We start from the raw sequence: 23,300 nt of genomic DNA, 5'->3' as shown, positions 1-23,300 counted from the left end.
TTTTTTTAGTTATTAGTTCTATACCGTATAGTACAAAAGAACTACCCCGCGCTTTATTATTTTGAGTAAAATAATAAAGTGCGGGGTAGTTCTTTTAAATGATTTTTATTTAAGAAAATGGAACAAGCTGATTTCGCACGGCATATATGACTGCTTGTGAACGGCTTTTCACATTTAGTTTTCTGAAAATTTTATTAATATGGATTTTAACTGTCTTGTCACTGATATATAGAGCTTCAGCAATTTCCTTATTGCTAAGACCTTTAGCCAATTCAAACAGTATTTCTTTTTCACGCTCTGTTAGTTCATTTTCATTTGATTCTGATTTCGTTTGCTGATGATATGTAATCAACTTTTTAGTCATACGCGGATGAATCACAGAATCTCCTTGTAATACCATTCGGATTGCCGCCACTACCTGATCGGATGATGAATCCTTCAGTAAATAACCGTCTGCACCTGCCCGAAGAGCAGCCATCAAGTATTCATCATGTTCATACATAGTTAATACGAGAACACGGCAGCTCGGATACTGATCTTTCACGAGTGATGTAGCCTCAATACCATTTTTCCCCGGCAAATTAATATCCATTAAAATACAATCAGGCCTACACTCTTCCACTTTTTTTACTACTTCATCCCCGGAAACAGCCTCTCCAACTACTCGCATATCAGATTCGAGTTCCAATATACTTCGAATTCCATCACGCAAAACAGTATGATCATCCACTACTAATATTCGAATCATGATACTCCTCCCCCATTTCTGAATCTGGAATTAACAATGTGATTTCTGTACCTTTTCCTGCTGAACTATCAATCTGAAGGACAGCCCCTAGCTGTTCAGCCTGTTCATTCATATGTAATATACCATAATGCGGCTCATGCTTTGCTTTAATCATAGATTCAAAAAGAGAAAAGCCAATTCCGTTATCCTTTACCTTTAAAAGTACATGTTCCCGTTGATAGCTTAATAAAATGTCAACTTTATCTGCCTTTGCATGCTTTATAATGTTCTGCAAGCTCTCCTGTAAAGTATCGAAAATAACTCGTTCTTTCGTAAAACTAAGTTTTCGAGAACGGCCTCTTTCATGATATGTAATGGCTAGACCATATTCTTGTTTTAAGGATTGAACTTTATTTATAATTGCTTGTTTTAGTCCTAATCTTTGTGTTGGATATGGCTTTAAAGCATAAATAGAATAACGAACTTCACTTAAACTCTTCCGTAATTTTTTTATGCTTGTATCTACCACTTGCTGCATGTCCTTTGGTCGATCTGCATATTTTTTCTGAGCCGACTCCATCTGAAATATCACTCCGGCCAATGCTTGTGCGATTCCATCGTGGATTTCACGAGCAATTCGATTTCGTTCTTCTAAAATCGTTCTTTTTTCCTGTTCAGAGATGAGTGTCCGCGTTTTAAGCAAGCTACCTAACTGATTAGCAAACGTAGCTAAAGTTTGTACATCTTCAGTAATAAAACTCGCACTCCTGCTTTTCCCTGCCACAAACATTCCAACTAATTCATGATTTACCTTAAGAGGTAAATATACAAGAGAGCGCATAGTCTTTTCAAACACTTCATCTCCCGGAGCCATACCTGTTTTCCAATCAGTAACAACAACAGTTTCGGATATCTCTTCAAACTCCTTATACAGGTCAGAATAATTAGAAATATCACGACGTACTTTTCCATCCTTTAATAAAAGTGTCCAGTTCTCTTCATCTTTCGCCCATAAAACATATGCCTGTATTCCTAGAAATCCTTTCAGTGATTGTTTCATCTGCTGTAAGTTGCCAGCAGATAGTCCACGACTTAATTCCGTCGTAATGGAAAAAAGCTTATACAATCGTTCTTTTTCCACCCGTATTTGTCTAACGAAAGAGCTAATGATACAGATTGCCACAAGCGGGAAAAAGAAGAACAGAACCATAATTTCATCCATCACTCCGCGATATCGGTAATCTAAAATATGTATAAGTGAAGAATAAAATAAACAAAAACTCAAACTCAAGAGTACTAACATATTCTTTTTACGCCACTCTTCTAGCGGATAGGGCTGAGGAAGAAGTATGATTAAAAGATCGTAAAATAAACCGTTAAAAAGGCAAAGGAATGCGCTGAATAAAAACAAAATTATGAATTTTTCACATAAAACTGAAAGATTCATTCCAGAAATAAAAAGAGAGAAACATTCACCGGAAAGCCATTCTGCTAATACGATACTAAGAGCAAGTTGCGCACAATTAAATACTGTCCTTTGCATAGATAAGCGGCGAAACAATTGGATACATAACATCACACCCACACACGAAACAACAGTTATATGCATTCCAAACTGCCAATTCATTGTATAAATAAGTGTAAGGCTGAGTGTGATTCCCCCTCTCCAAATGCGGATAGGAAAATACTCAGTAATTCCCATAAACATAATTAACAACAAAAGCAGTATAAGATGGGAAGGCATTTCACTTAAAAATAAGGAAATAATAACAGCAATTAAACCAAGAAAAGAGATAGAATAAATATAAAAACTAGCTACTTGCTCTCTCATAGAAGTAAAATCTATCTTTTTCAAAACGATCCCTCCCTCAAAAAATTTATCCCGCTATTTACGGGCAGTAAGACTCCCACCTCAAAAGTCAGGTGGGAGCCCTGCTGCCCGTAAACGCCCGATTGGTGAAGGCTAATAATCAGTAGGGAATGAACAAAACCCCAACTGATTATAGTTTCACTTTATTATCATCATTATCTACTAAAAAACCGGCACTGGCAAAATGAGAATGTTCTCATTAGCCAATCACCGGCTGTGCGCTGTCCCTTAGAAGGGATGACACAATATTAGTATAAAACAGGCCTCTCTATTCCGCTACCCATCAAATGTTATAATTGTAAATATATTCTATGTCTATCATATAGAACTAAAGATGTATATGAATCAATTTCATAATTGGTTTTTACCGGTAGAAGATACTACTTTAAATCCAAGTTGTTCATATATTTTCAGTAATTCACTCTCCATTATATATTTTCTTCTTCCACATTCATTTTCTATTCTGTAATTGACTATATTCTTCTTTTGTATTTACATTAAGAAATAACCCCTTCGACAGCTGTGATTCTTCTGCCGTAATATACTGCGTTTTACAATGAGATAATAGCCCCTGCATACTTCTCTTATCTTCTTTTAATAACCGCTCTATTTTTTCTTTTGCTCGGTGATGATACAATGCTAACAGTGGTTGTTTCCGCCCCTCCACCAATGGAACAATTGCTTCATACGCTTCATCTACTCGTTCTATAAATGCCATCGCCCATTCTTTCGAAACATTTGGTGTATCACACGGTGCAACGATATACCAATCTGCATCTACGAATTCCATGCCTGTTAATAAACCAGCAAGCGGACCCTTTCCTTTATACATCGCAATATCTTCTACAACTGGTACATGCAATATATGCAAGAGATCATTAGTAATCGCTGGATTGCTAATTACAACAACGTCTGTAACAACCTCTTTCAATGCCTCTATACTATACTCAATAAATGTTTTCCCGCGCCAAGTTGCCAATGCTTTCGGTTCTCCGAAACGACTAGACTGTCCACCAGCTAATACAATTCCTGCAATTTTCATTGACGATGCAGCTCAAATGTAATATGACCTAATTCCGGTAAAATTAACTTATTCATCGCAAGACGAACCGCTCCGCTAGACCCTGGCATCGAAAAGACAACTTTACGCCCGATTGTACCGCCGATTGCTCTACTTAACATCGCACTACTTCCGATATCTTCTAAGTAACTTATCATACGGAACAACTCACCAAATCCAACAATTTCTTTATCTAATAACACTGACACTGCCTCAATCGTTACATCACGTTTCGTAATACCAGTTCCGCCATTCGTTAACACGACATCAACATCTTTCCTATGATAACCTGCTAACACTGCTTGCTGAATACTTTCTTTATCATCTTTCACAATTTCATAAGAGGTCACTTTATGTCCTGCTTCTATTAATAATGCATGTAACAATTGACCACTCTTATCCGTCTCTTCCGTACGTGTATCTGAGATCGTTACAATCTTACAACGTACTTCTTTCGGTGCTTGTTTTTTATGTTCCATTACACTCATTCTTCATCTTTCCTTTCTTAAAAGCTTTTCTTCATTTTATCATACATACCTTTACACAATTCTGTATGAAGCCACCGATACGTCATGATACAATATAAGTATTAGCACCCACAAAAAGGAATTTAAATAGGTATACTATTTCCATTTCTTATACTCCTAGCTTTCACATCATTAGCTACTATTTATCTCTTCTTATGTTCTCTACATAATAGGTTTAAATTTAGTTTTAAAATTTACAATACAAAACAATTCGGAGGTTCCCACACTATGGAACTTTATAAAAAATTAACAACAACATTCATTCTCTTATTTGTTGCTTCCATCACTGTCGGCTTTTCCTTAAAAGGTGCGATTCCATACGCTACATTAGTGAGTATTATATTCGCAACGCTATTTTTACTGAGCAGTGCTTTTTGCGCAGGAAAAGCACGCCAACTGAAAGGGTGACCGTCTATGTTCCGTAAGAAACCAATCCTTTGTAAATCATGTGAAAAGGAAATACAAACGTATGAAAAAGCGTGGATTCATATGCCATTTCCCGCAAGTGGTATGACAAATATGAAGAAGTATATTGAGCTAGACGGGGAAGTTTATTGTAGTTCTTGCATTCAAGTAGTAAATAAAGTGAAACTTTAATCAGTGGGGATTTTGTTCTTCCCCACTGATTATTAGCCTTCACCAATCGGGCTTTTACGGGCAGTTAGCCTCCTACCTAACTTTTTTGCTTTACAGCCGAATTTTGAGGTGGGAGGCTTACTGCCCGTTAATACGGGATAAAACCAAATAAAAAAAGCTTTGCGCTCACCGCGCAAAGCTTTTTTTCATATATTATAGACCAGCTTGCTCTTTTAAAGTAGCTGCTTTGTCTGTACGTTCCCATGTAAGATCTACATCAGTACGTCCGAAGTGGCCGTAAGCTGCTGTTTGTTTGTAAATTGGGCGACGTAAGTCTAGCATTTTAATAATACCAGCTGGGCGAAGATCGAAGTTGTTACGAACTAGTTCTACTAATACGTCTTCAGATACTTTACCAGTGCCTAATGTATCAACTGAAATTGATACTGGTTGTGCTACGCCAATTGCGTATGCAAGTTGTACTTCTGCTTTGTCAGCAAGACCAGCTGCTACGATGTTTTTCGCAACATAACGAGCTGCATATGCTGCAGAACGGTCAACTTTCGTTGCATCTTTACCAGAGAATGCACCACCGCCATGGCGAGCATATCCACCGTAAGTATCAACGATAATTTTACGCCCTGTTAAACCAGCATCACCTTGTGGTCCACCAATTACGAAGCGGCCAGTTGGGTTAATGAAGAATTTCGTTTCTCCATCCATTAATTCTGCTGGAACTACAGCTTTAATTACGTGCTCTTTTAAATCGCGATCGATTTCTTCCCACGTAACATCTGGATGATGTTGTGTAGAAATTACAATTGTATCCACACGTACAGGTTTACCATTTTCATCATACTCAACTGTAACTTGCGTTTTTCCATCCGGACGTAAGTATGATAATGTGTCATCTTTACGTACTTCAGTTAAACGACGAGCTAATTTGTGAGCAAGCGAGATTGGAAGTGGCATTAATTCTTGTGTTTCATTACATGCGAAGCCAAACATTAAACCTTGGTCTCCCGCACCAATTGCCTCAATCTCAGCGTCAGTCATTTGACCTTCGCGTGCTTCTAGTGCTTGGTCAACACCCATAGCGATGTCAGCAGATTGCTCATCGATAGATGTTAAAACTGCACAAGTTTCTGCATCGAATCCGTATTTTGCGCGTGTGTAACCAATGCCTTGAATTGTTTCACGAACGATTTTTGGAATATCTACGTAAGTAGAAGTCGTAATTTCCCCCGCTACCAATACTAAACCAGTTGTTACAGTTGTTTCACAAGCCACACGTGCATTTGCGTCCTTTGCTAAGATCGCATCTAAAATTGAATCAGAAATTTGGTCACAAATTTTATCTGGATGTCCTTCAGTTACAGACTCAGATGTGAACAGATGACGTTTTTTTGTCATGTGGTAAACCTCCCTACAGTAATTGTATATATTGTACGGAACTCATCCTTAATTTGCCACAAACTGCGACATACATTTATTCTCCCACACAAGCATACAGAAAAACCTTTCCTACTTAACATAGAGGAAAGGTTTAATTTGCTACTTGCATACTGCTTTTTGCCCTTTGCTCTTATCGTTCGAGACCGTTAGCCTCGCACAGGTTTTAGCACCTATTCACCTGTATTTACCACTACAAGTGAGGTTGCTGGGCTTCATCGGGCCTGTCCCTCCGCCAGCTCGGGATAAGAGAGTATCCGTCCCAACCTATACTAAAGAAATGATATTCATTTGTCAATTAATATTCACATTTTCCTGAAAGTTTTTCTCAATACCCATAGAATGAAATATTAATAGGGAAATGATACATTCACACAAACAAAAATAAATAAATAGTATACATTATTTATATAATTGTGTTATACTATTGATGGGGATTACGAGAAATATTTCATTAAATGAAAAGGATGGTATATAAATATGAGTACTGTGAATGTCCAAATTGGTTTACATGAATTATTGAACGGAAGCAATGCACAGATTCAATTAAGTGTTCCGCAATTAGTGGAAAAAGTATTAATGCGAAACGAAGGGAAATTAACTTCTACTGGTGCCGTTTCTGCTTCAACAGGAAAATACACAGGACGTTCTCCTAAGGATAAATTTATTGTGAAGGAAGCATCGGTTGCTGACAAAATTGCTTGGGGAGCCGTGAACCAACCGATCTCTGAAGAACATTTTAATAAATTATATATAAAAGTTTTAGAATACTTAAAAGAAAAAGAAGAGTTATTCATCTTCAAAGGATTTGCTGGCGCTGATCGCAACTATCGCCTACCAATTCAAGTTGTTAACGAATATGCATGGCATAATTTGTTCGTACATCAATTATTTATTCGTCCAAATGAAGAAGAATTAGCAACTCACGAATCAGAGTTCACAATTGTTTCTGCACCAAACTTCAAAGCAGATCCAGCAATTGACGGTACAAATTCTGAAGCATTCATTATGGTTTCATTCGAAAAACGTATCGTACTAATCGGTGGTACAGAATACGCTGGAGAAATGAAAAAATCAATCTTCTCTATTATGAACTTCTTACTACCTGAACAAGACATTCTTTCTATGCACTGCTCTTCAAACGTAGGCGAAGAAGGCGACGTAGCACTATTCTTCGGTTTATCTGGAACAGGCAAAACAACATTATCTGCTGATCCAAACCGTAAATTAATCGGTGACGATGAGCACGGTTGGTCTGATAACGGCGTATTCAATATTGAAGGCGGTTGCTATGCAAAATGTGTAAACCTTTCTCATGAGAAAGAGCCACAAATCTTCGATGCAATCAAATTTGGTTCAGTTTTAGAAAACGTTGTCATTGATGGTCAAACACGCATCGCTGACTATAACGATACTACTTTAACAGAAAATACACGTGCTGCATACCCTATGCATGCGATTGACAATATCGTACTGCCAAGTGTTGCAGGACACCCAAATACAATTATTTTCTTAACTGCTGACGCATCTGGCGTATTGCCTCCAATCAGTAAGTTATCAAAAGAGCAAGCTATGTACCATTTCTTAAGCGGTTACACTAGTAAACTAGCAGGAACAGAGCGCGGTGTTACATCTCCGCAAGCTACATTCTCTACTTGCTTCGGTTCACCGTTCTTACCGCTTGATGCATCTCGTTATGCTGAAATGCTTGGTGAAAAAATCGAGAAACATGATGCGAAAGTATTCTTAGTAAACACTGGCTGGACTGGTGGCGAATACGGCGTTGGTAAACGTATGAACTTAGGTTACACTCGTGCAATGATTCAAGCAGCACTAAGCGGTGAACTTGCTAAAGCTGAAACTGCAAAACACGACATCTTTGGCCTTGAAGTACCTCGTCATGTTCCAGGTGTACCTGATGAAGTATTAATGCCTGAACAAACTTGGGCTGATAAAGATGCTTACAAAGCGAAAGCAATTGAGCTTGCAAACGAATTTAAAGAAAACTTCAAAAAATTCGATAGCGTTTCTGAAGCTATTATTAACTTAGGCGGTCCAATCGCTTAATTACAAATTTTCTGTTGGAATAACCCTTTTACTCATATGAATAAGTGTCGTGTAACCGTAAAGTTCCGCGTACTCACCGACAAAACCCAATGCGGCTTAACGGTTACACACACTTACATAAAAAAGAAGCTTACGTTTTCCGCGTAAGCTTCTTTCTATATATTCTTTAATTTACCCACATACAAACCACGGCTTCGAACATATAAACTATTTTCCCACTCACTACATCCTTCTGGTTTCACACCGCATGGGACTAAAAAAGGATCTGACCGCTTCTATCCATCGCCAGATCCTCTATTCCATCTAAAAAGAAGCTTTTTATCTTTTTCAGCCCTTTGTTAATTCTTCTTCATCCTTCATACTATAATACCCTAAATTAATAACGATTAAGAAATAACCACCCAGAATACCTACTGCAAATGCCCACATTACCATATGATGCTCGATTTCGTACATAATAATAGCACCCAAAATTGCAGCTGCAAAGCGATTAAACATACCAAGCGTCGGCGCTTTCGTCTTCTTTACTATACTATCTCCAAGCTTTTCGATACGCCTTCCTAAAATCCAAACACAATACATGCTTACAATAAGTCCAATTCCTGCACCTAGAAAATGTGCTGAAAACGGTGTTAACATCCAGCCTAATAACAGAATACCTAGTAGATAATACGATTGAATTTTAAACGACCTTAATGACATACTAATCATATTGTACTCCCCTTCAATAGTTTTTATCTATCCAACCAAAGCTATATAACTCATTTCTTTCGAGTCCATGCTACTTAAAATTCATTTCACTCAAATTTAAAAAACATAAACAGTATGTTTATGTTTTTTAAATGCTTTTAGGAAATAATATTATACAAGATTTATAATATAGAATCCCTCATAAATGTGACGTTTTTCAAAACATTTTCGTCCAATTATGAAAAAATTGATATCAATCTATGAACATACGGATATGATGTAATAAACACATAAATAAAGGGGGCGTCTAATGATTTATTTTTTAATGGCTCTCATTCATCTCATTGTTCCTGCACTTATTGGACTTTCATTATATTGGTACATGAAAAAACATAGTATTTTCTATGCTGTCCTCGGTGTTCTTCTTCCAGGTATTATTCTTATTACACTCTTCCGTATTCCATTTTTAAACTTAATTCCACTTATTACTGCTATCTTGTTTCTCATCTTCTTACCAAAAATAAAAAAATAGGAAAGCAGATCATAGGTAATCTGTTTTCCTATTTTGATATAGGTTCGTGTACGGTAGAGTGCGCTTCTATTTTCTCCGATTTCACAAACCATAGACCGAAGAAAATGATAATTCCACCGATTATTTGTTGAAACGATACATATTCATTTGCCCATATAGCTGCAAATAAAACCGCTACAAGCGGTGTAATATACATATATACCATCGTGTGCGACGCACCTATTTTTTGTACACCAACATACCACATGACTAAACCGAATACTGTTACAAAGAAAACAGAATATAGTAAAGCAAATAGTGTCATTCCGTGTGTAATGTGAAATGGCATGACAAATACATGTGGACCACTTAACAATAAGAGCGGAATCGCTCCAACTAATGTCGACCATGCAGTAACACGTAATGCTGAGTATTTTTTAATAAGCGGCCCTGCTAAAACGGGATAAAGTCCCCAACATATTGATGTAATAAGTCCAATCCCATTTCCGTAGAAAGAACTAGCGAGTGAATGCCCCGCTACTAAAACTAATGTAGCACCAATAAAGGCAATCATGGAACCAACTAACTTTCGAGAAGAAAATTTTTCTTGTTTCAAGAAAATCGCAAATAAAGTTGTAAAAATAGGTGAAATAGATATGAGTAAAGAAGCATTTGTAGCGGATGTGTATTTTACAGTTTCCATAAATAACGTTTGATACAGTACAATACCTACAACGCTAACGATGATTAATCTTGGTATATCTTTTCGCTCCATATAAAGTGACTTTTCGATAAAGAACGTAAGTAATAACAGTAGTGGTGCTGCTGTCATCATTCGAACTGCAGTAAACTCAATTGCTGTAAATTCTAAAAGTCCATATTTCGCAATCGTATAGTTAATCCCCCAAATAATAACGACACTTAAAATTAATAACTCAATTCCCCATCTTTTCATGCGCAACCCCCTCCGCAAAGAGAATTATACAGAAAATTCAACTATATGTACATTTCATTATGTGAAAAAATCCATAAGAAAAAGGAGCATATTATATACTCCTTCTCTCTTCATTATACTCGAACATGTAACTTCATATTCGGATTATAAAACTGGCTTGGGCTCTTCAGCTGGAAAGTCCCTCCAACTTCATGCCAATCAACTGTTAATTTATCATCCATAAATACAAGCTTTGTGCGATCTGCAATAAAGTTTAGTACGCTTGATTCGATATCTACATCGCGCTCATCTTTCTCTGAAACGGCTACTAAATCAATAATCCCGCTCATAACACAACCGCAACCTTCATTATCATAAAATAACTTTATATATTTCGTTTCACTTGGAATCGTATCCATAATCTTTTTATATGCTGCTTCTGTTACAGTAACGTACATGCGTGAATCTACATCCTCTCTTCTCGTATCATTTATATATTGTACCACCATTTTTCTCGAATCTTATATGCAGAAAATTAAGACTACTATAAAATATATGTGATAAAGTGAAACTTTAATCAGGGAGGTATCCATCCCCCTCTGATTATTAGCCCTCGCCAATCAGGCTTTTACGGGCAGCCCGACTCCCACCTAACTTCTTTGTCCCAGCTTAATTTGGAGGTGGGAGTCTTACTACCTGCTAACGCGGGATAAATCAATTTAAAAAAACATCACTTTTGATTAAGTGATGTTTTCTATTTATCTCTTACACTATCATTAAATCGGCAACATAATCTCAACAGTCGTTCCAACTCCAACTTCACTTTCAAAGTTCAATTTACCGTGGTGATCTTTAATAATTTTTTCCGTAACTACTAATCCTAAGCCTGTTCCAGTTTCTTTCGTTGTGTAAAAAGCTTCATTTAGCTTCGGAATTTTATCTTTCGGAATGCCGCATCCCTCATCTATAATTTGAACAATGATCACATCTTCCACTATAACTTTTACAGTAATAGTTCCGCCAACTGACATTGCTTCAATCGCATTTTTTATTAAATTAAAAAATACTTGTTTCAATCGTTTTTCCTCACATGTAATTGATGGTATATCTTTACTATAAATAGCATGCATTTTTATCCCTTGTTCTAAAGCTGGCTTTTCCATAACCCTGATAACATAAGAGATGATTTCTTTAATATTATGCGTTTCGGATTCTACCGATTTAGATTTCTCAAACCCATTTAGTTCTGTAGCAATTGTATGAATTCGCTCTACTTCCTGTCTCATAATTTCACTATAAATTTTATCTTCTGGATATTTTTTCGCTTGCTTATTCACAAGTTTTTTCAATTTTTCTAACGGTCTTCTAATCTTATCGCCAATTACTGTCGCCATTTTCCCAACCATTGCCAATTTCTCTACATTTCGTATTTCTTTATCCATCATTTCAAGTGTACGAACGTAAGATTGGAATCTTAAAAATATAATCCAACATATAATAACAAACACGCTATATAATGCTATTGGGATAAGAACAATAAGGGATTGAACAACGAATCCCATAAGTGCATATTTTCCAACAATAGTTCCGGCAACTAACCAAAAGTACCTCTTATTCACAAATATCGGTGCAAATAAAATAAAGAATCCTTCTACTATATTCCCGCCATCAAATTCTGCATCACTTCCGTAATAAATAATGAAGTTATGAATAAAATCCAATATATTATAGCCAATTAAAATAATATACTTCACAATATACGGCTTTTTCCATTTCATAAAATAAAATCCTATAAAGAATAATCCAACCATCAAACTATATAGCCATAAACCTAATCCTTCTCCAAAAGCATCTGCTAGTTTTTGATTTTTATCTGATAAAAGGACAATAACTTTTTCAGCAAAATCATACGCAAAAAATATAACGAAGAATAAGCTTAAAAATATTATTAATGCCTTTATCTCTTCTTTTTCAAATATATTGCCTTTTTCCATATGATAACTCCTTTAACAACACCTCTTAATCTTGTGTCACATTGCGCTCACATTTTTTCGGGAGCAGTATTTCTACTCTCGTTCCTTTCTTTACTTCACTAGAAATGTGTAATTCTCCAAGATGCTCTGTCACAATTCGCTCTGCTACCGTAAGACCTAATCCAATTCTATCTTGCTTCGTTGTATAAAAAGCATCCTTAACTCGTCCTAAATTATCCTTTTTTATCCCAAAACCACTATCTACTATACTTACTATTACATAATCTCTTTTTTTATTTTCAACTTGTATTTTTAATGTTCCGCCATGTTCCATTGCCTCTAAAGCATTTTTAATAACATACAAAAATACTCCTTTTAATTTTCGTTTATCACATTCAATTTCACTTCTATTTTGCTCTTCATTAAAGGTGCAATTTATATTTAACTCATTCATTTTTCCGCGCATGTTTTCTACCGCTTGTACTAAAACATCACTTACAATGTGTTTTTCATAAACAGAAGGTTTACATGCAGCAACCTCCATTAATTCACTAATCATGTTATTCATATTTTCGATTTCGAGAATCATTTGTTCATATGTTGCATCTTTTTCGTGTTTCTCTTTTTGTAATTGCGTAAACCCTTTTAATGAAGCAAGTGGGTTTTTAATTTCATGTCCGACTGTTGCTGCCATTTTTCCGATAACCGCCAATTTTTGTGACTGACTTGCCTCTGCAATACGTCCCTTTACTGCTGAAAGATATTGTAAAAATCGATTTAAAATAATAAATGACACGAAAAGTAACACCATATTTATAACAAGAGACATAAACAGGTTAAGTTCTCCAAATACAAATAGGTATATCATATATTTCCCTATAAGGAATGGCGCTAAAACAAATAAATATCTTTTACTCAAAAAGATCGGTACGAAGAAAATGAAAGTATATTCAATTACATTCCCTTCATCAAATGCTATTGTATTATGAAAAGCATACCATCCAATATTAAAAGTCTCTGCGATCATGTATGCAAATAAATATGTATATTTAACTAAATATGCTTTCTCTCTCTCAAATAAGTAAACACTAATACCTAATATAGCCATAATATATGCAAGCTTCCATATCCCTTTATGCCAATTTCCTAAAGGCATTGTATCTTCTAATATAATCGCGTATGCAACCTCGTATACAATTAAAATAACATGTATTACCCATAAGAAAATCTTAGCGTTTTTCTTTTCTTCTTTAGCTGATAGAAAACTCTCTTCCACTTCAACACCCCTTCAAAAGAATACCATTTATTATAATAAATGATTTTCATAGACAAACAAAGATAAATTGAACAAATGAGGAAAATCAATCCATAGATAATATACTTCCCCACACCATATGTAAGCATAAAAACCATGAACAATAATACGTATAATATGGGAGGTGCTTTATATGGACGGTCGTGAAAATAAGAAGATAGAACAGTTACAATCCTTTACGAAAAACAATGAAGGAAAAGAGATGACAACGAATACGGGTGTCAAAATTTCAAATGATGAAAACTCTTTAACCGCCGGCGATCGTGGTCCTACACTTTTAGAAGATTTCCTGATGCGAGAAAAACTCGCTCATTTTGACCGTGAACGAATTCCTGAAAGAGTCGTTCATGCCCGCGGTTACGGAGCACATGGTGTTTTTGAGCTATATGATTCTTTAGAAGACTTAACAATGGCTCATTTTTTACAAGACCCATCTAAAAAGACACCTATTTTTATTCGTTTTTCTGAAGTTGCTGGATCAAAAGGTGCAAATGAAACGAACCGAGATGTACGAGGATTCGCTGTTAAGTTTTATACAGAGGAAGGAAATTTCGATTTAGTGGGTAATAACATTCCGATTTTCTTCATTCAAGATGGTATTAAATTTCCGGATCTTATTCATGCTCTTAAACCAGAGCCACATAATGAGATTCCCCAAGGACAAACAGCACACGATACTTTTTGGGACTTTATCGCCAATAATCAAGAATCAGCTGCGATGATGATGTGGATTATGTCGGATCGCACAATTCCGAGAAGTTTTCGAATGATGCAAGGGTTCGGCGTTCATACATTTCGTTTAGTTAATAAACATGGGAAGTCACGATTCGTAAAATTCCACTGGAAGCCAAAGCTTGGCGTTCACTCGTTAATTTGGGATGAAGCTCAAAAACTAGGCGGCGCTGATCCAGATTATCATCGCCGTGATTTATGGGAAAATATTAATGCCGGAAACTATCCTGAGTACGAACTTGGCGTTCAAATTTTAGAAGAAGAGGATGAATTTAAATACGATTTCGATATATTAGATGCAACAAAAATTTGGCCGGAAGAAGACTTCCCTGTTAAGATCATCGGAAAAATGACGTTAAACCGAAACGTTGATAACGTATTTGCGGAAACAGAACAAGTCGCACTGCACCCTGGAAGCATCGTCCGCGGTATCGATTTTACAAATGATCCTCTCTTACAAGGTAGACTATTTTCTTATACAGATACACAATTAGCACGCGTCGGTACAAACTATCAAGAGTTACCGATTAATCGTCCGGTATGTCCTTTTCATAACAATCAAAGAGATGGTGCGTCTAAATATATAATTGATAAAGGAAAAGTCGCTTACCATAATAACTCTTTAGCTAATAACTCTCCCTTTACTGTACCTGGTACGAAAGGCGGTTTCGTTACATATCCTTCTACTGTTTCTGGACATAAAACAAGAGAAACAGCCGCTAGTTTTAAAGACCATTTCTCACAAGCCCGTTTATTTTGGAATAGTATGAGCCACGTCGAAAAAATCCATATTATGCAGGCCTTTTCCTTTGAATTAGGAAAAGTAAAAAGTAAATCAGTTCGCCAACAAGTCGTAGGTATGATTGGTCATATAAGTACAGAATTAGCTACTTTAGTAGCTGAAGCAGTCGGGGCAACAGTACCAAATGTTCAAGAATCAAATGTTACAAAATCCTCACCAGCACTAAGTATGGAACATACAACATTCAGCCCAAATACATTACGAGTAGGCGTCATTGTCGCAAACGGATATGACGGTCAAAACGCACAATATATTATAAATCAATTCAAACAAGCCGGTCTTCAGCCCGTTATTATTTCCGAACGATTAGGTTTTGTGCAAGGCTCTCAAAATGGACAGTGGGAAGTGAATGATACTTTCTTAACAGGATCACCACTTCTTTATGATGGGCTACTTCTTATTGGCGGAAATATTAATGATCATTTTCTTAACAAGGCAAGTTCATTCGTCGTAGAATCGTATAATCACTTTAAGCCAATTGGCGCTTTCCAAAATGGAACTACTATTGTTCAATCTTTAAACATCGAAGGAAAACCTGGCGTTATAACAGAACAAAATCCTACCTTACTTGCGAATGAATTTATTCAGGCAATGACAAAACAGCGATTTTGGGAAAGAGCCTATTAAAATACATGAGGAGGATACGTCATGTTCGTTACAGTGGAAAAAGATGTACACATTTTTGTGCAAGATATGAACCCAGGTCCTGACAGTAAAACTGTTTTCTTTGTACACGGCTGGCCTTTAAATCACCAAATGTTTCAATATCAATTCAATGTTTTACCACAGCACGGTTTTCGCTGCGTCGCTATGGACATTCGCGGAAACGGGCAATCTGATAAACCATGGACTGGTTACACTTATGATCGTTTAGCTGATGATATCGCAATTGTATTAGAAGCATTTCAAATAGAAAATGCTACGTTAGTCGGCTTCTCAGTCGGTGGCGCTCTCTCTATTCGGTATATGTCACGATATAATGGGCGTCGTATTTCCAAACTTGCATTAGTGGATGCTGTCTCTCCTTCTTTCGTGAAAAACCAAGAATCCCCTTACGGCGTACCGAAAGAACAAGCAGATGCTCTGATTGCTCAAATGTATGCAAATTTGCCTAAATTTCTTAATGATGTATCTTTATCATTTTTTAATAGAAACTTAGGGGCTGCCACGTTAGAATGGTTTTCTTATCTCGGTATGCAATCCGCTTCTTATGCTCTCATCAAAATTTTGCAAGCCGCTGCAAACGAAGACGTAACGAAAGACTTAAGTAAAATTAACGTCCCAACAAAAATATTCCACGGTGTTCACGACCAACTCATCCCTTATAAAAGTGCTGAGCTAACAAAAGAGCGAATTAAAAACTCTGAACTACATCCTCTTACAAATAGTGGCCACGGCTCTCCAATCGATCAAGCGGATGAATTAAATAAGGGACTAATAAAATTTTTAAATTCATAGTTCCTTTACAGTAAAAAAAGAATTTGCCCTTACGGCAAATTCTTTTTTCTTAACTACCTTTTGCACGAGCAAATTCCACATATGACTTATTCTTCTCTTCCATTAAAAATAAAACGATAATGCGGAAAAAATGAAGAGTTGGAACAATTGTCATACAAAGAATAGATAAAAAATAAACACGCTCATCGTTAAACGCATAAATACTAACAACTCGAAATCCTGTCTGTTTATAAATCCATACAACAAATAATTGCAAACTAAAAATTAATAACAAATCTGGAACTGATTCTATTAAAATTAAACAAATTATCCAATTATATACTAAACGAAAAATTCACATACTTCTCACAAATCAATCAATAAAACGACTCTATTTTAATTTATACTAAATGTACAAGTAATACTCCCTAAACCTAGCTTGTCTGGTTATCCTGTTAAATACTATGAAAAAAGAACTTGTATCGTATACAAGTTCTTTTTTGTCGCCTATTTAAATAATATATCCTTACTATATTGCTTTCCGATGAGTAAGTCATATTGAATAAACTCATATTGCTTTAACATTTCTTTTTGTTTTTCTGTTAAACTTTTTATTACTTCTCCGTCTTTTCCTATCTTCAATTCATCACGAAGTACGGGAATTTCTTCATATAACTTCGATAAAAATTGATAGAACGGTACCTTATTTAATCCAGCATAATCAAAGACAAGATTTGAAAAATAAATTGGACTTACTAATCCTAAATTGTCATTTGGCATATCAAAATTTGCATACATTAATAACGGCGTTTGCGCCATCGCTAATCGTTCACTTGGCGTTTTTTCATTTGTTATATAACCAGTCTCTTTATAAAGAGATTTATTTGTTCCTAGTGATGGGAGATGGTCCCCAAAGAATACTAATAATGTAGGTCTATCTAAATTATCTAGCTCCTCTATTAAATATTGAAGAGCTTCATCTGAACGTCTTAAACCTTCTGTATAAGTCTCTAATTCAGCCTTCGATTCTTCATTTTCTAAACCACTAATCTCTATTTGATTTTCGCCAAATCTTCCTTCTGTAAATGGAAAATGATTTTGCATTGTAACCGCATGAACAAACGTAGGTTTCTTTTGCTTTTCTAATTCAGCTATTATCTCTTTACTCATAGATAAATCGCTAATATAATCTCCATCAACTTCTACATTTTCCATCGTATCTTGTGCATTAAACTTATCAAACCCTAACACTTTATATACATCATCCCGTTTAAAGAATGAGCGACCGAACGAATGAATTGCACTTGTATAATACCCTTCTTTTTTCAACGCTCGAGGAATAGATGGAATTTCTACCTTATTTGTAACGACTTGCTGATATGGTATAGATCCAGGTTTTAACAAACTCATTGAATAACTCGTTAACGCCTCAAATTCAACGTTTGCAGTATTTCCTCCAAATGCAGGAGAAATAGTTTGTCCACCAGGAAAACTTTCTATATAATGATGCAAATTTGGTAAAGGATCTTCACTAAAGGAAAGATTCGTTAATTTCGTTGGATCCCAAAACGACTCACTCATTACAAAAATAATATTCGGTTTCTCTTTTTGTTTCTGCGCCCCTATGTTGCTACTATATTGTTTCTTTATATCGTTTGCTATTTGAAGCATATTTTCTTTTGAATAATCTTTCGGCTTTTCAATGACTGTCGTATCTAAATTACTTATAAAGCCTAGCACAAAACCATTCGAAGCATAATTTTCATTTTGATCCCACAAAACGAACTCTATACCCGACTTTTGAAACCATTTATTCATAAACGTATTCGTAAAATTACCATACACATATAAAATAACAACAGATCCTACTATAAATAGAACTCGTACGCCTACATGAACTTTTACATTTTGAATATACTTCCTCACATACATACCCGCCAAAATACAGACAACAACACTTACAATAACGAGAAGAATATAACCCCAACTAAAATAATCCATCACCATTGGTATAACAGATTGCATATGTCCAATCTGTGTAAAATCAGAAGGATATAGTGGGTCTCCCCTAAAAACAATTTTGAAGTGATTTACAATAGCCAAAATGATTAGCAAAATGCTTGTCAAAATAGTACTCAAAAAAACTTTCCCAAGCACGTTATACACCAAAACATATATCGCATAAATTATAATTAAACTAAATATAAACTGTGCGTTATAATTGTAAATCCAATTCAGTGTATTTACGAGATTCATATTATTTTGCGTGAAAATAAAAAGCAAAGTAACCACATGCGCTACTAAAAACATTCTAATATAAATCCTAATAATACGTTTAAATTTATTAACAATATCTTTATTCAAATGCGCAACATACAATAGTACAATCCACATCAAAATTGTCATTATACTTAAGACAATTTTTTGATTTAACATATCTTTCATCGTATCTAAACTAAAATATTTTAAAATCAAGAAAAGTGTGGGTATTACATATAGGGTTACTAGGCCACTTAACATCGCTGAAATTAATATACTTCTTCTTGGCTGATGAAATGAAAAATTACACCTCAATTCATTCCCTCTTTTCTGTTTATTAATTTCACCCCGCACCGTAAAAACAGTTTCTATTAAGATAACATACTTCATGCATTTCGTCTTCACACTGGATTCTACTATAACTGTAGTTTCTTAATTCTCCCTTAATCAACAGTTAATTTTTAGAATACCAACTATTCATTCTTAAAAAACTAAATTCCTTCATTCCACTTTATGATATAATAACTATGTTTTGGAAAACCTTAATACTAATAGGGTTTTATCATGAAAATACGAAAGAAACAATAAAAAAGGAGATGCTCATTTTTGCTAAATAAGTTTAAAAATCTACCTAAAGCGGTATATGCAATTTTGGCGCTTTCTTTCCTACTGCACGTTTTTTGTCTAGTAAAACAGCCAGGATTAGATGGAGAGTTAGTCAAAGTAACATATGGCGCAAATGATGCCTTTAACTATTCGTTAACAGCCGAACAATTATTAAAACATGGTGTATTTGGCTATGTTTATTTAGAACCTAGTGAAGTGCCTGGAAAAAATGCATACATCACACCAGGTCAGCCGCTATTATTAGCTGGCGCCATGATTATTTCTGATGTTACATCACTTCCGTACTATTACGTAGCAACTGTCATTAATATGATACTGAACCTTTGCACAGTGTTATTAGTATTCTTAATAGGAAAAGAGTTATTTGAAAAGAATATTTATGGAATTGTTGCGAGTATTTTATATGCTATTTATCCAAGTAACTATACATACTTCCGTACATTACTAACAGAAGTTCCTTCCATATTCTTATTATCGTTAAGCGTGTATGTATTTGTTCTTGCATGGAAATACAATAAAACAAAATTCCATATATGGTTTGGAATTGTTGTTGCTATTTTACTTATGTTCCGTCCAAACCCAGCTCCAATGATGCTTATTCCTGTTCTTGTCGTCTTGTTCACATATGGATTTAAAGACTCCATTCGAATTGGATTGTTATGGCTCATTGGTCCGTTCCTTATTATCGGTGCCTGGGTTGTTCGTAACTATTTAGCATTCAATCAATTTATCTTATTCTCAACGCAAGGTGCAGACCCATTAATTGCCGGTGCAGATCCGTTTAACAAAATTGGCTATGAAAATGTAGTTAATCAAATGAAAGCCCAGGGCTTAGATGATAAAGAGGCATACGCAAAAGATTTAATCAAAAATGGATTTAAAACGGACTTCACATATTGGTTCTCTTGGTTCACTGTCGGTAAAACAATTGAATTATTCAAAACAGCTCCTGCTGTAGACCAATACCGTATTCATAACTTTATACAAATGTGTCATAGAGTCTTTATCATCGGTACATTCTTGAGCAGTTTCTGCTTCATGCTAAATTCATTTAAGCATAAGCGCGTTATGATGCTAGTAGCAAGTTCTGTTATTTACATCATCTTCTCAAACTTATTCTTAGCAATTAATCGCTACGGATTTTTCATTAACCCTCTTATGTGCTTAATTCTTGCATATGGGTTAGTTTACACTGTGCAGAAGCTTCCATTTTTCCGCACTAGCCAAGCATAATAAAAAAGAGGTCGTCCAAAAATGGACGACCTCTTTTTTTATTTATCCAACACTTTGAACACGGCCAATTTGTCCATCTTGTAATCGGACTTTAATTCCGTACGTATGTGTTTCCGTGTTTGTTAAAATATCTTTCACAACACCGCTCACTGTTTTACTATAATCTTTATCTAATTGAATAACCACATGTGAACCAACCGAAATTTGTGATCTTGTCGGTTTCCCACCTGTTGCTTCTGTTGTTTTTTCTTGTTTCTGTGTTCTCTCTTGTTGTGCCGACTGCTGTTGCTGAGCCTTCTGCTCTTCTTGCTTACGTTTCTCTTCCTCTACTCTTTGCTGCTCTTCTTGCTTACGTTTTTCTTCCTCTACTCTTTGCTGCTCTTCCTGCTTACGTTTTTCTTCCTCTACTCTTTGCTGCTCTTCTTGCTTACGCTTTTCTTCCTCTGCCCTTTGCTGCTCTTCTTGCTTACGCTTTTCTTCCTCTGCCCTTTGTTGCTCTTCTTGCTTACGTTTTTCTTCTTCTACTTTTTGCTGCTCTTCTTGCTTACGTTTTTCTTCCTCTGCTTTTTGCTGCTCTTCTATCTTCTTACCTTCTTCAACTTTCTTCTCATCTATTTTCTGTTCTTCCGCTGCTTTCAGCTTTTCCTCTTCATCTTTACAAGCTGTTAAAACAACTACACATAAGCCCGTAAGTAAAAATAATAATAATTTTTTTAACATTAAAAAATCCTCCTATATATACATTACAAATAATGACCTTTAATAGAATAACAAATATGTATAAACCCCTTTGTCGTAATTTGTCGTATACATTGGATTTTCCATGTAACACTACATGCTCCAAATAGAGAAGAACCTGTCATGTGACAGGTTCTTCTCGTTATTTATTAGGATACGATGATTAGCATGTTTACTATACAAGAGGAAGCATCCATATTTTCCATATGATACTTACGATTACTATAAGTACAAAATCAAACAAATCTAATCTCGGACCCTTTTTCATAGTCATGTCTAGCCACATATGAATCCATTTCCCTTAAGCAATAAGATGAGAAATTCAAACACAAAATTCCTCCCTATTTTTGAAGTGTTCTTTCTACTATATGGTTCTTCAAAACCCATTCCTCAAACTGAGCACTTCCAAACTCCCAGCTCAAATCACGAGCATGTACAGAAAAAACGTAATAACCAGCATATTCGTCCATAAACCGACCTGTCTCTATCTCCTCTTTCTGAAGACCGTATACTCCAAAATTAAAATACACATCCCACACGTCTTCATGCTTCCTCTTATAAGCAATCGATTCCATATCACATTCAGTTCCGAAATAATCAAGATGTAAATGTACGCTATCATCGTATTCGTAATCCATTTTATCACCCCTTATATTTGTACTTCTTTATTACCCGAAAAATTCCTGCTATCTATACTCACATATGGGCACTTACCCACATATTATGCTTGTAGATTGACTTCTAGGAGGTGTCATATAGTGAAAAAATTAATTACCGTTTTTTGCATCACGTTACTAGCTGTTTTCACATTCGCTGCTTGTAGTAGTACAAAGGAAAGTACGAAAGAACAAGCTCAAAAAATTCGCGTTGGCGAAGTTACACACTCTCTTTTCTACGCACCATTATATGTTGGAATTGAAAAAGGATTTTTTAAAGATGAAGGCTTAAATATTGACTTACAAACAACAGCTGGCGGAGATAAAACGATGACCACCCTTTTATCTGGCGGAATTGATATTGCTCTCGTTGGTTCAGAAACGTCTATTTATGTTCATCAACAAGGAGCAAAAGATCCTGTCATTAATTTTGCGCAGCTTACACAAACAGATGGCACATTTTTAGTTTCCCGTAAAAAATTAGACTCTTTTAATTGGAACGACGTAAAAGGCGTTACGTTTTTAGGACAGCGTAAAGGCGGCATGCCGCAAATGGTTGGTGAATACGTTTTAAAGAAAAATGGCATTGACCCTCGCAAAGATACGAACTTAATTCAAAATATCGAGTTTGCTAATATTGCAAATGCCTTTGCATCTGGTACGGGAGAATTTGTACAGCTCTTTGAACCGACTGCAAGTATACTTGAAAAAGAAGGAAAAGGTTATATCGTCGCGTCTTTCGGAGCTGAATCTGGTACTGTCCCTTATACAACGTTTATGGCAAAAGAAAGTTTCTTAAAGAAAGATAAAGCTGCTGCAGAAAAATTCACGCGCGCACTATATAAAGCGCAGCAATGGGTTGATACACATAGTCCAGAAGAGATTGCCGATGCCGTTTCACCACTATTTAAAGACACTTCAAAAGACATTTCAGTAAAAGTAATTGAACGCTACAAAAAACAACATTCATATGCGACAAATCCATTATTAGATGAGGTAGAATGGAAACAACTCCAAACGATTATGAAAGAATCTGGTGAATTACAAAAAGAAGTTCCACATGAAGCGCTCGTCAATACAAAAATTGCCGAAAGCGTTATTAAGAAATAGAGGC

22 protein-coding genes, 1 pseudogene and 1 riboswitch are annotated in these 23,300 nt (G+C 35.6%); of the genes and pseudogenes, 8 read left to right on the top strand and 15 right to left on the bottom strand.

Annotated features, from left to right (window positions below; genetic code table 11):
• Positions 1–109 precede the first annotated feature (109 nt).
• The 4 genes from JFT89_RS24445 to JFT89_RS24430 form a co-directional block, all read right to left on the bottom strand.
• On the bottom strand, positions 110–748 hold the full coding sequence (locus JFT89_RS24445) for a response regulator (RefSeq protein WP_033707240.1): 639 nt from the start codon (positions 746–748) through the stop codon (positions 110–112).
• On the bottom strand, positions 723–2,582 hold the full coding sequence (locus JFT89_RS24440; protein ID WP_201040818.1) for a GAF domain-containing sensor histidine kinase: 1,860 nt from the start codon (positions 2,580–2,582) through the stop codon (positions 723–725). The genes JFT89_RS24445 and JFT89_RS24440 overlap by 26 nt, the downstream gene beginning before the upstream one ends.
• A 466-nt stretch (positions 2,583–3,048) precedes the next feature.
• A complete protein-coding gene (gene mobA, locus JFT89_RS24435; protein WP_033707239.1) occupies positions 3,049–3,639 on the bottom strand; it encodes a molybdenum cofactor guanylyltransferase in 591 nt (196 codons plus the stop codon).
• A complete protein-coding gene (locus tag JFT89_RS24430) occupies positions 3,636–4,145 on the bottom strand; it encodes a MogA/MoaB family molybdenum cofactor biosynthesis protein (RefSeq protein WP_002067723.1) in 510 nt (169 codons plus the stop codon). The genes mobA and JFT89_RS24430 overlap by 4 nt, the downstream gene beginning before the upstream one ends.
• Positions 4,146–4,412: 267 nt before the next feature.
• On the opposite strand from JFT89_RS24430, the gene JFT89_RS24425 reads away from it, so the two are divergent.
• Positions 4,413–4,592 carry a hypothetical protein gene (locus JFT89_RS24425; protein ID WP_002067722.1) on the top strand — a complete coding sequence of 60 codons (180 nt, stop codon included), beginning with the start codon at positions 4,413–4,415 and terminating at the stop codon, positions 4,590–4,592.
• A 6-nt stretch (positions 4,593–4,598) separates the two neighbouring features.
• Entirely contained in the window at positions 4,599–4,781 is a 183-nt protein-coding gene (locus JFT89_RS24420) for a hypothetical protein (protein WP_002067721.1), read from the top strand.
• 192 nt (positions 4,782–4,973) lie between these two features.
• Here JFT89_RS24420 and metK read toward each other — a convergent pair whose 3' ends face one another.
• Positions 4,974–6,173, bottom strand: a complete 1,200-nt coding sequence (gene metK / locus JFT89_RS24415) for a methionine adenosyltransferase (RefSeq protein WP_002015707.1) — start codon at positions 6,171–6,173, stop codon at positions 4,974–4,976.
• Between the two features lie 169 nt (positions 6,174–6,342).
• A riboswitch (SAM riboswitch) is annotated at positions 6,343–6,464 on the bottom strand.
• Between the two features lie 228 nt (positions 6,465–6,692).
• On the opposite strand from metK, the gene pckA reads away from it, so the two are divergent.
• On the top strand, positions 6,693–8,279 hold the full coding sequence (gene pckA / locus JFT89_RS24410; protein ID WP_002089118.1) for a phosphoenolpyruvate carboxykinase (ATP): 1,587 nt from the start codon (positions 6,693–6,695) through the stop codon (positions 8,277–8,279).
• Positions 8,280–8,606: 327 nt separating this feature from the next.
• Here pckA and JFT89_RS24405 read toward each other — a convergent pair whose 3' ends face one another.
• Positions 8,607–8,990 (bottom strand): ATP synthase subunit I, encoded by a 384-nt coding sequence (locus JFT89_RS24405; RefSeq protein WP_002089121.1) that lies wholly within the window; start codon positions 8,988–8,990, stop codon positions 8,607–8,609.
• A gap of 289 nt (positions 8,991–9,279) precedes the next feature.
• Here JFT89_RS24405 and JFT89_RS24400 point away from each other — a divergent pair, with 289 nt between their 5' ends.
• On the top strand, positions 9,280–9,501 hold the full coding sequence (locus JFT89_RS24400) for a hypothetical protein (RefSeq protein ID WP_002067746.1): 222 nt from the start codon (positions 9,280–9,282) through the stop codon (positions 9,499–9,501).
• Positions 9,502–9,529: 28 nt separating this feature from the next.
• Here JFT89_RS24400 and JFT89_RS24395 read toward each other — a convergent pair whose 3' ends face one another.
• From JFT89_RS24395 to JFT89_RS24380, 4 genes are all read right to left on the bottom strand, one after another.
• The gene (locus tag JFT89_RS24395) at positions 9,530–10,435 is read right to left on the bottom strand and encodes a DMT family transporter (protein WP_002067744.1); all 906 of its coding nucleotides are present in this window, start codon (positions 10,433–10,435) and stop codon (positions 9,530–9,532) included.
• Positions 10,436–10,548: 113 nt separating this feature from the next.
• Positions 10,549–10,872, bottom strand: coding sequence for an iron-sulfur cluster biosynthesis family protein (locus JFT89_RS24390; protein ID WP_002089124.1), 324 nt, complete (start codon positions 10,870–10,872; stop codon positions 10,549–10,551).
• A gap of 318 nt (positions 10,873–11,190) precedes the next feature.
• Positions 11,191–12,408, bottom strand: coding sequence for an ATP-binding protein (locus tag JFT89_RS24385; protein ID WP_002067742.1), 1,218 nt, complete (start codon positions 12,406–12,408; stop codon positions 11,191–11,193).
• Between the two features lie 25 nt (positions 12,409–12,433).
• Positions 12,434–13,663 (bottom strand): ATP-binding protein, encoded by a 1,230-nt coding sequence (locus JFT89_RS24380; protein WP_002067741.1) that lies wholly within the window; start codon positions 13,661–13,663, stop codon positions 12,434–12,436.
• A gap of 172 nt (positions 13,664–13,835) precedes the next feature.
• Here JFT89_RS24380 and JFT89_RS24375 point away from each other — a divergent pair, with 172 nt between their 5' ends.
• Positions 13,836–15,863, top strand: coding sequence for a catalase (locus JFT89_RS24375; protein WP_002067740.1), 2,028 nt, complete (start codon positions 13,836–13,838; stop codon positions 15,861–15,863).
• Positions 15,864–15,884: 21 nt separating this feature from the next.
• Complete coding sequence (locus JFT89_RS24370; protein WP_002067739.1) at positions 15,885–16,694, top strand: alpha/beta fold hydrolase; 810 nt, start codon at positions 15,885–15,887, stop codon at positions 16,692–16,694.
• A 49-nt stretch (positions 16,695–16,743) separates the two neighbouring features.
• On the opposite strand, the gene JFT89_RS24365 is transcribed toward JFT89_RS24370, so the two are convergent.
• Positions 16,744–16,968, bottom strand: a complete 225-nt coding sequence (locus JFT89_RS24365) for a peptide ABC transporter permease (RefSeq protein ID WP_206764818.1) — start codon at positions 16,966–16,968, stop codon at positions 16,744–16,746.
• Between the two features lie 212 nt (positions 16,969–17,180).
• On the bottom strand, positions 17,181–19,247 hold the full coding sequence (locus JFT89_RS24360; protein WP_016095943.1) for an LTA synthase family protein: 2,067 nt from the start codon (positions 19,245–19,247) through the stop codon (positions 17,181–17,183).
• 291 nt (positions 19,248–19,538) lie between these two features.
• On the opposite strand from JFT89_RS24360, the gene JFT89_RS24355 reads away from it, so the two are divergent.
• Positions 19,539–20,792, top strand: coding sequence for a glycosyltransferase family 39 protein (locus JFT89_RS24355; RefSeq protein ID WP_002067736.1), 1,254 nt, complete (start codon positions 19,539–19,541; stop codon positions 20,790–20,792).
• 42 nt (positions 20,793–20,834) lie between these two features.
• On the opposite strand, the gene JFT89_RS24350 is transcribed toward JFT89_RS24355, so the two are convergent.
• From JFT89_RS24350 to JFT89_RS24340, 3 genes and pseudogenes are all read right to left on the bottom strand, one after another.
• Positions 20,835–21,512, bottom strand: coding sequence for a YwbE family protein (locus JFT89_RS24350; RefSeq protein ID WP_201040816.1), 678 nt, complete (start codon positions 21,510–21,512; stop codon positions 20,835–20,837).
• A 193-nt stretch (positions 21,513–21,705) separates the two neighbouring features.
• Positions 21,706–21,917 (bottom strand): annotated as a pseudogene (locus JFT89_RS30840) (hypothetical protein).
• Positions 21,872–22,168: a DUF3986 family protein gene (locus JFT89_RS24340; RefSeq protein WP_002034469.1), complete on the bottom strand. Its 297-nt coding sequence runs from the start codon at positions 22,166–22,168 to the stop codon at positions 21,872–21,874. Before JFT89_RS24340 ends, JFT89_RS30840 begins: the two are co-directional and overlap by 46 nt.
• Positions 22,169–22,288: 120 nt before the next feature.
• On the opposite strand from JFT89_RS24340, the gene JFT89_RS24335 reads away from it, so the two are divergent.
• Positions 22,289–23,296, top strand: coding sequence for an ABC transporter substrate-binding protein (locus JFT89_RS24335; protein WP_002067821.1), 1,008 nt, complete (start codon positions 22,289–22,291; stop codon positions 23,294–23,296).
• Positions 23,297–23,300: the final 4 nt, after the last annotated feature.

Source organism: Bacillus sp. TH25, from assembly GCF_016650935.1.
GTDB classification, from domain to species: Bacteria; Bacillota; Bacilli; order Bacillales; family Bacillaceae_G; genus Bacillus_A; species Bacillus_A mycoides.
The sequence above is the reverse complement of the archived record's forward strand: the minus strand, read 5'-3'. Positions and strand labels throughout refer to the sequence as shown.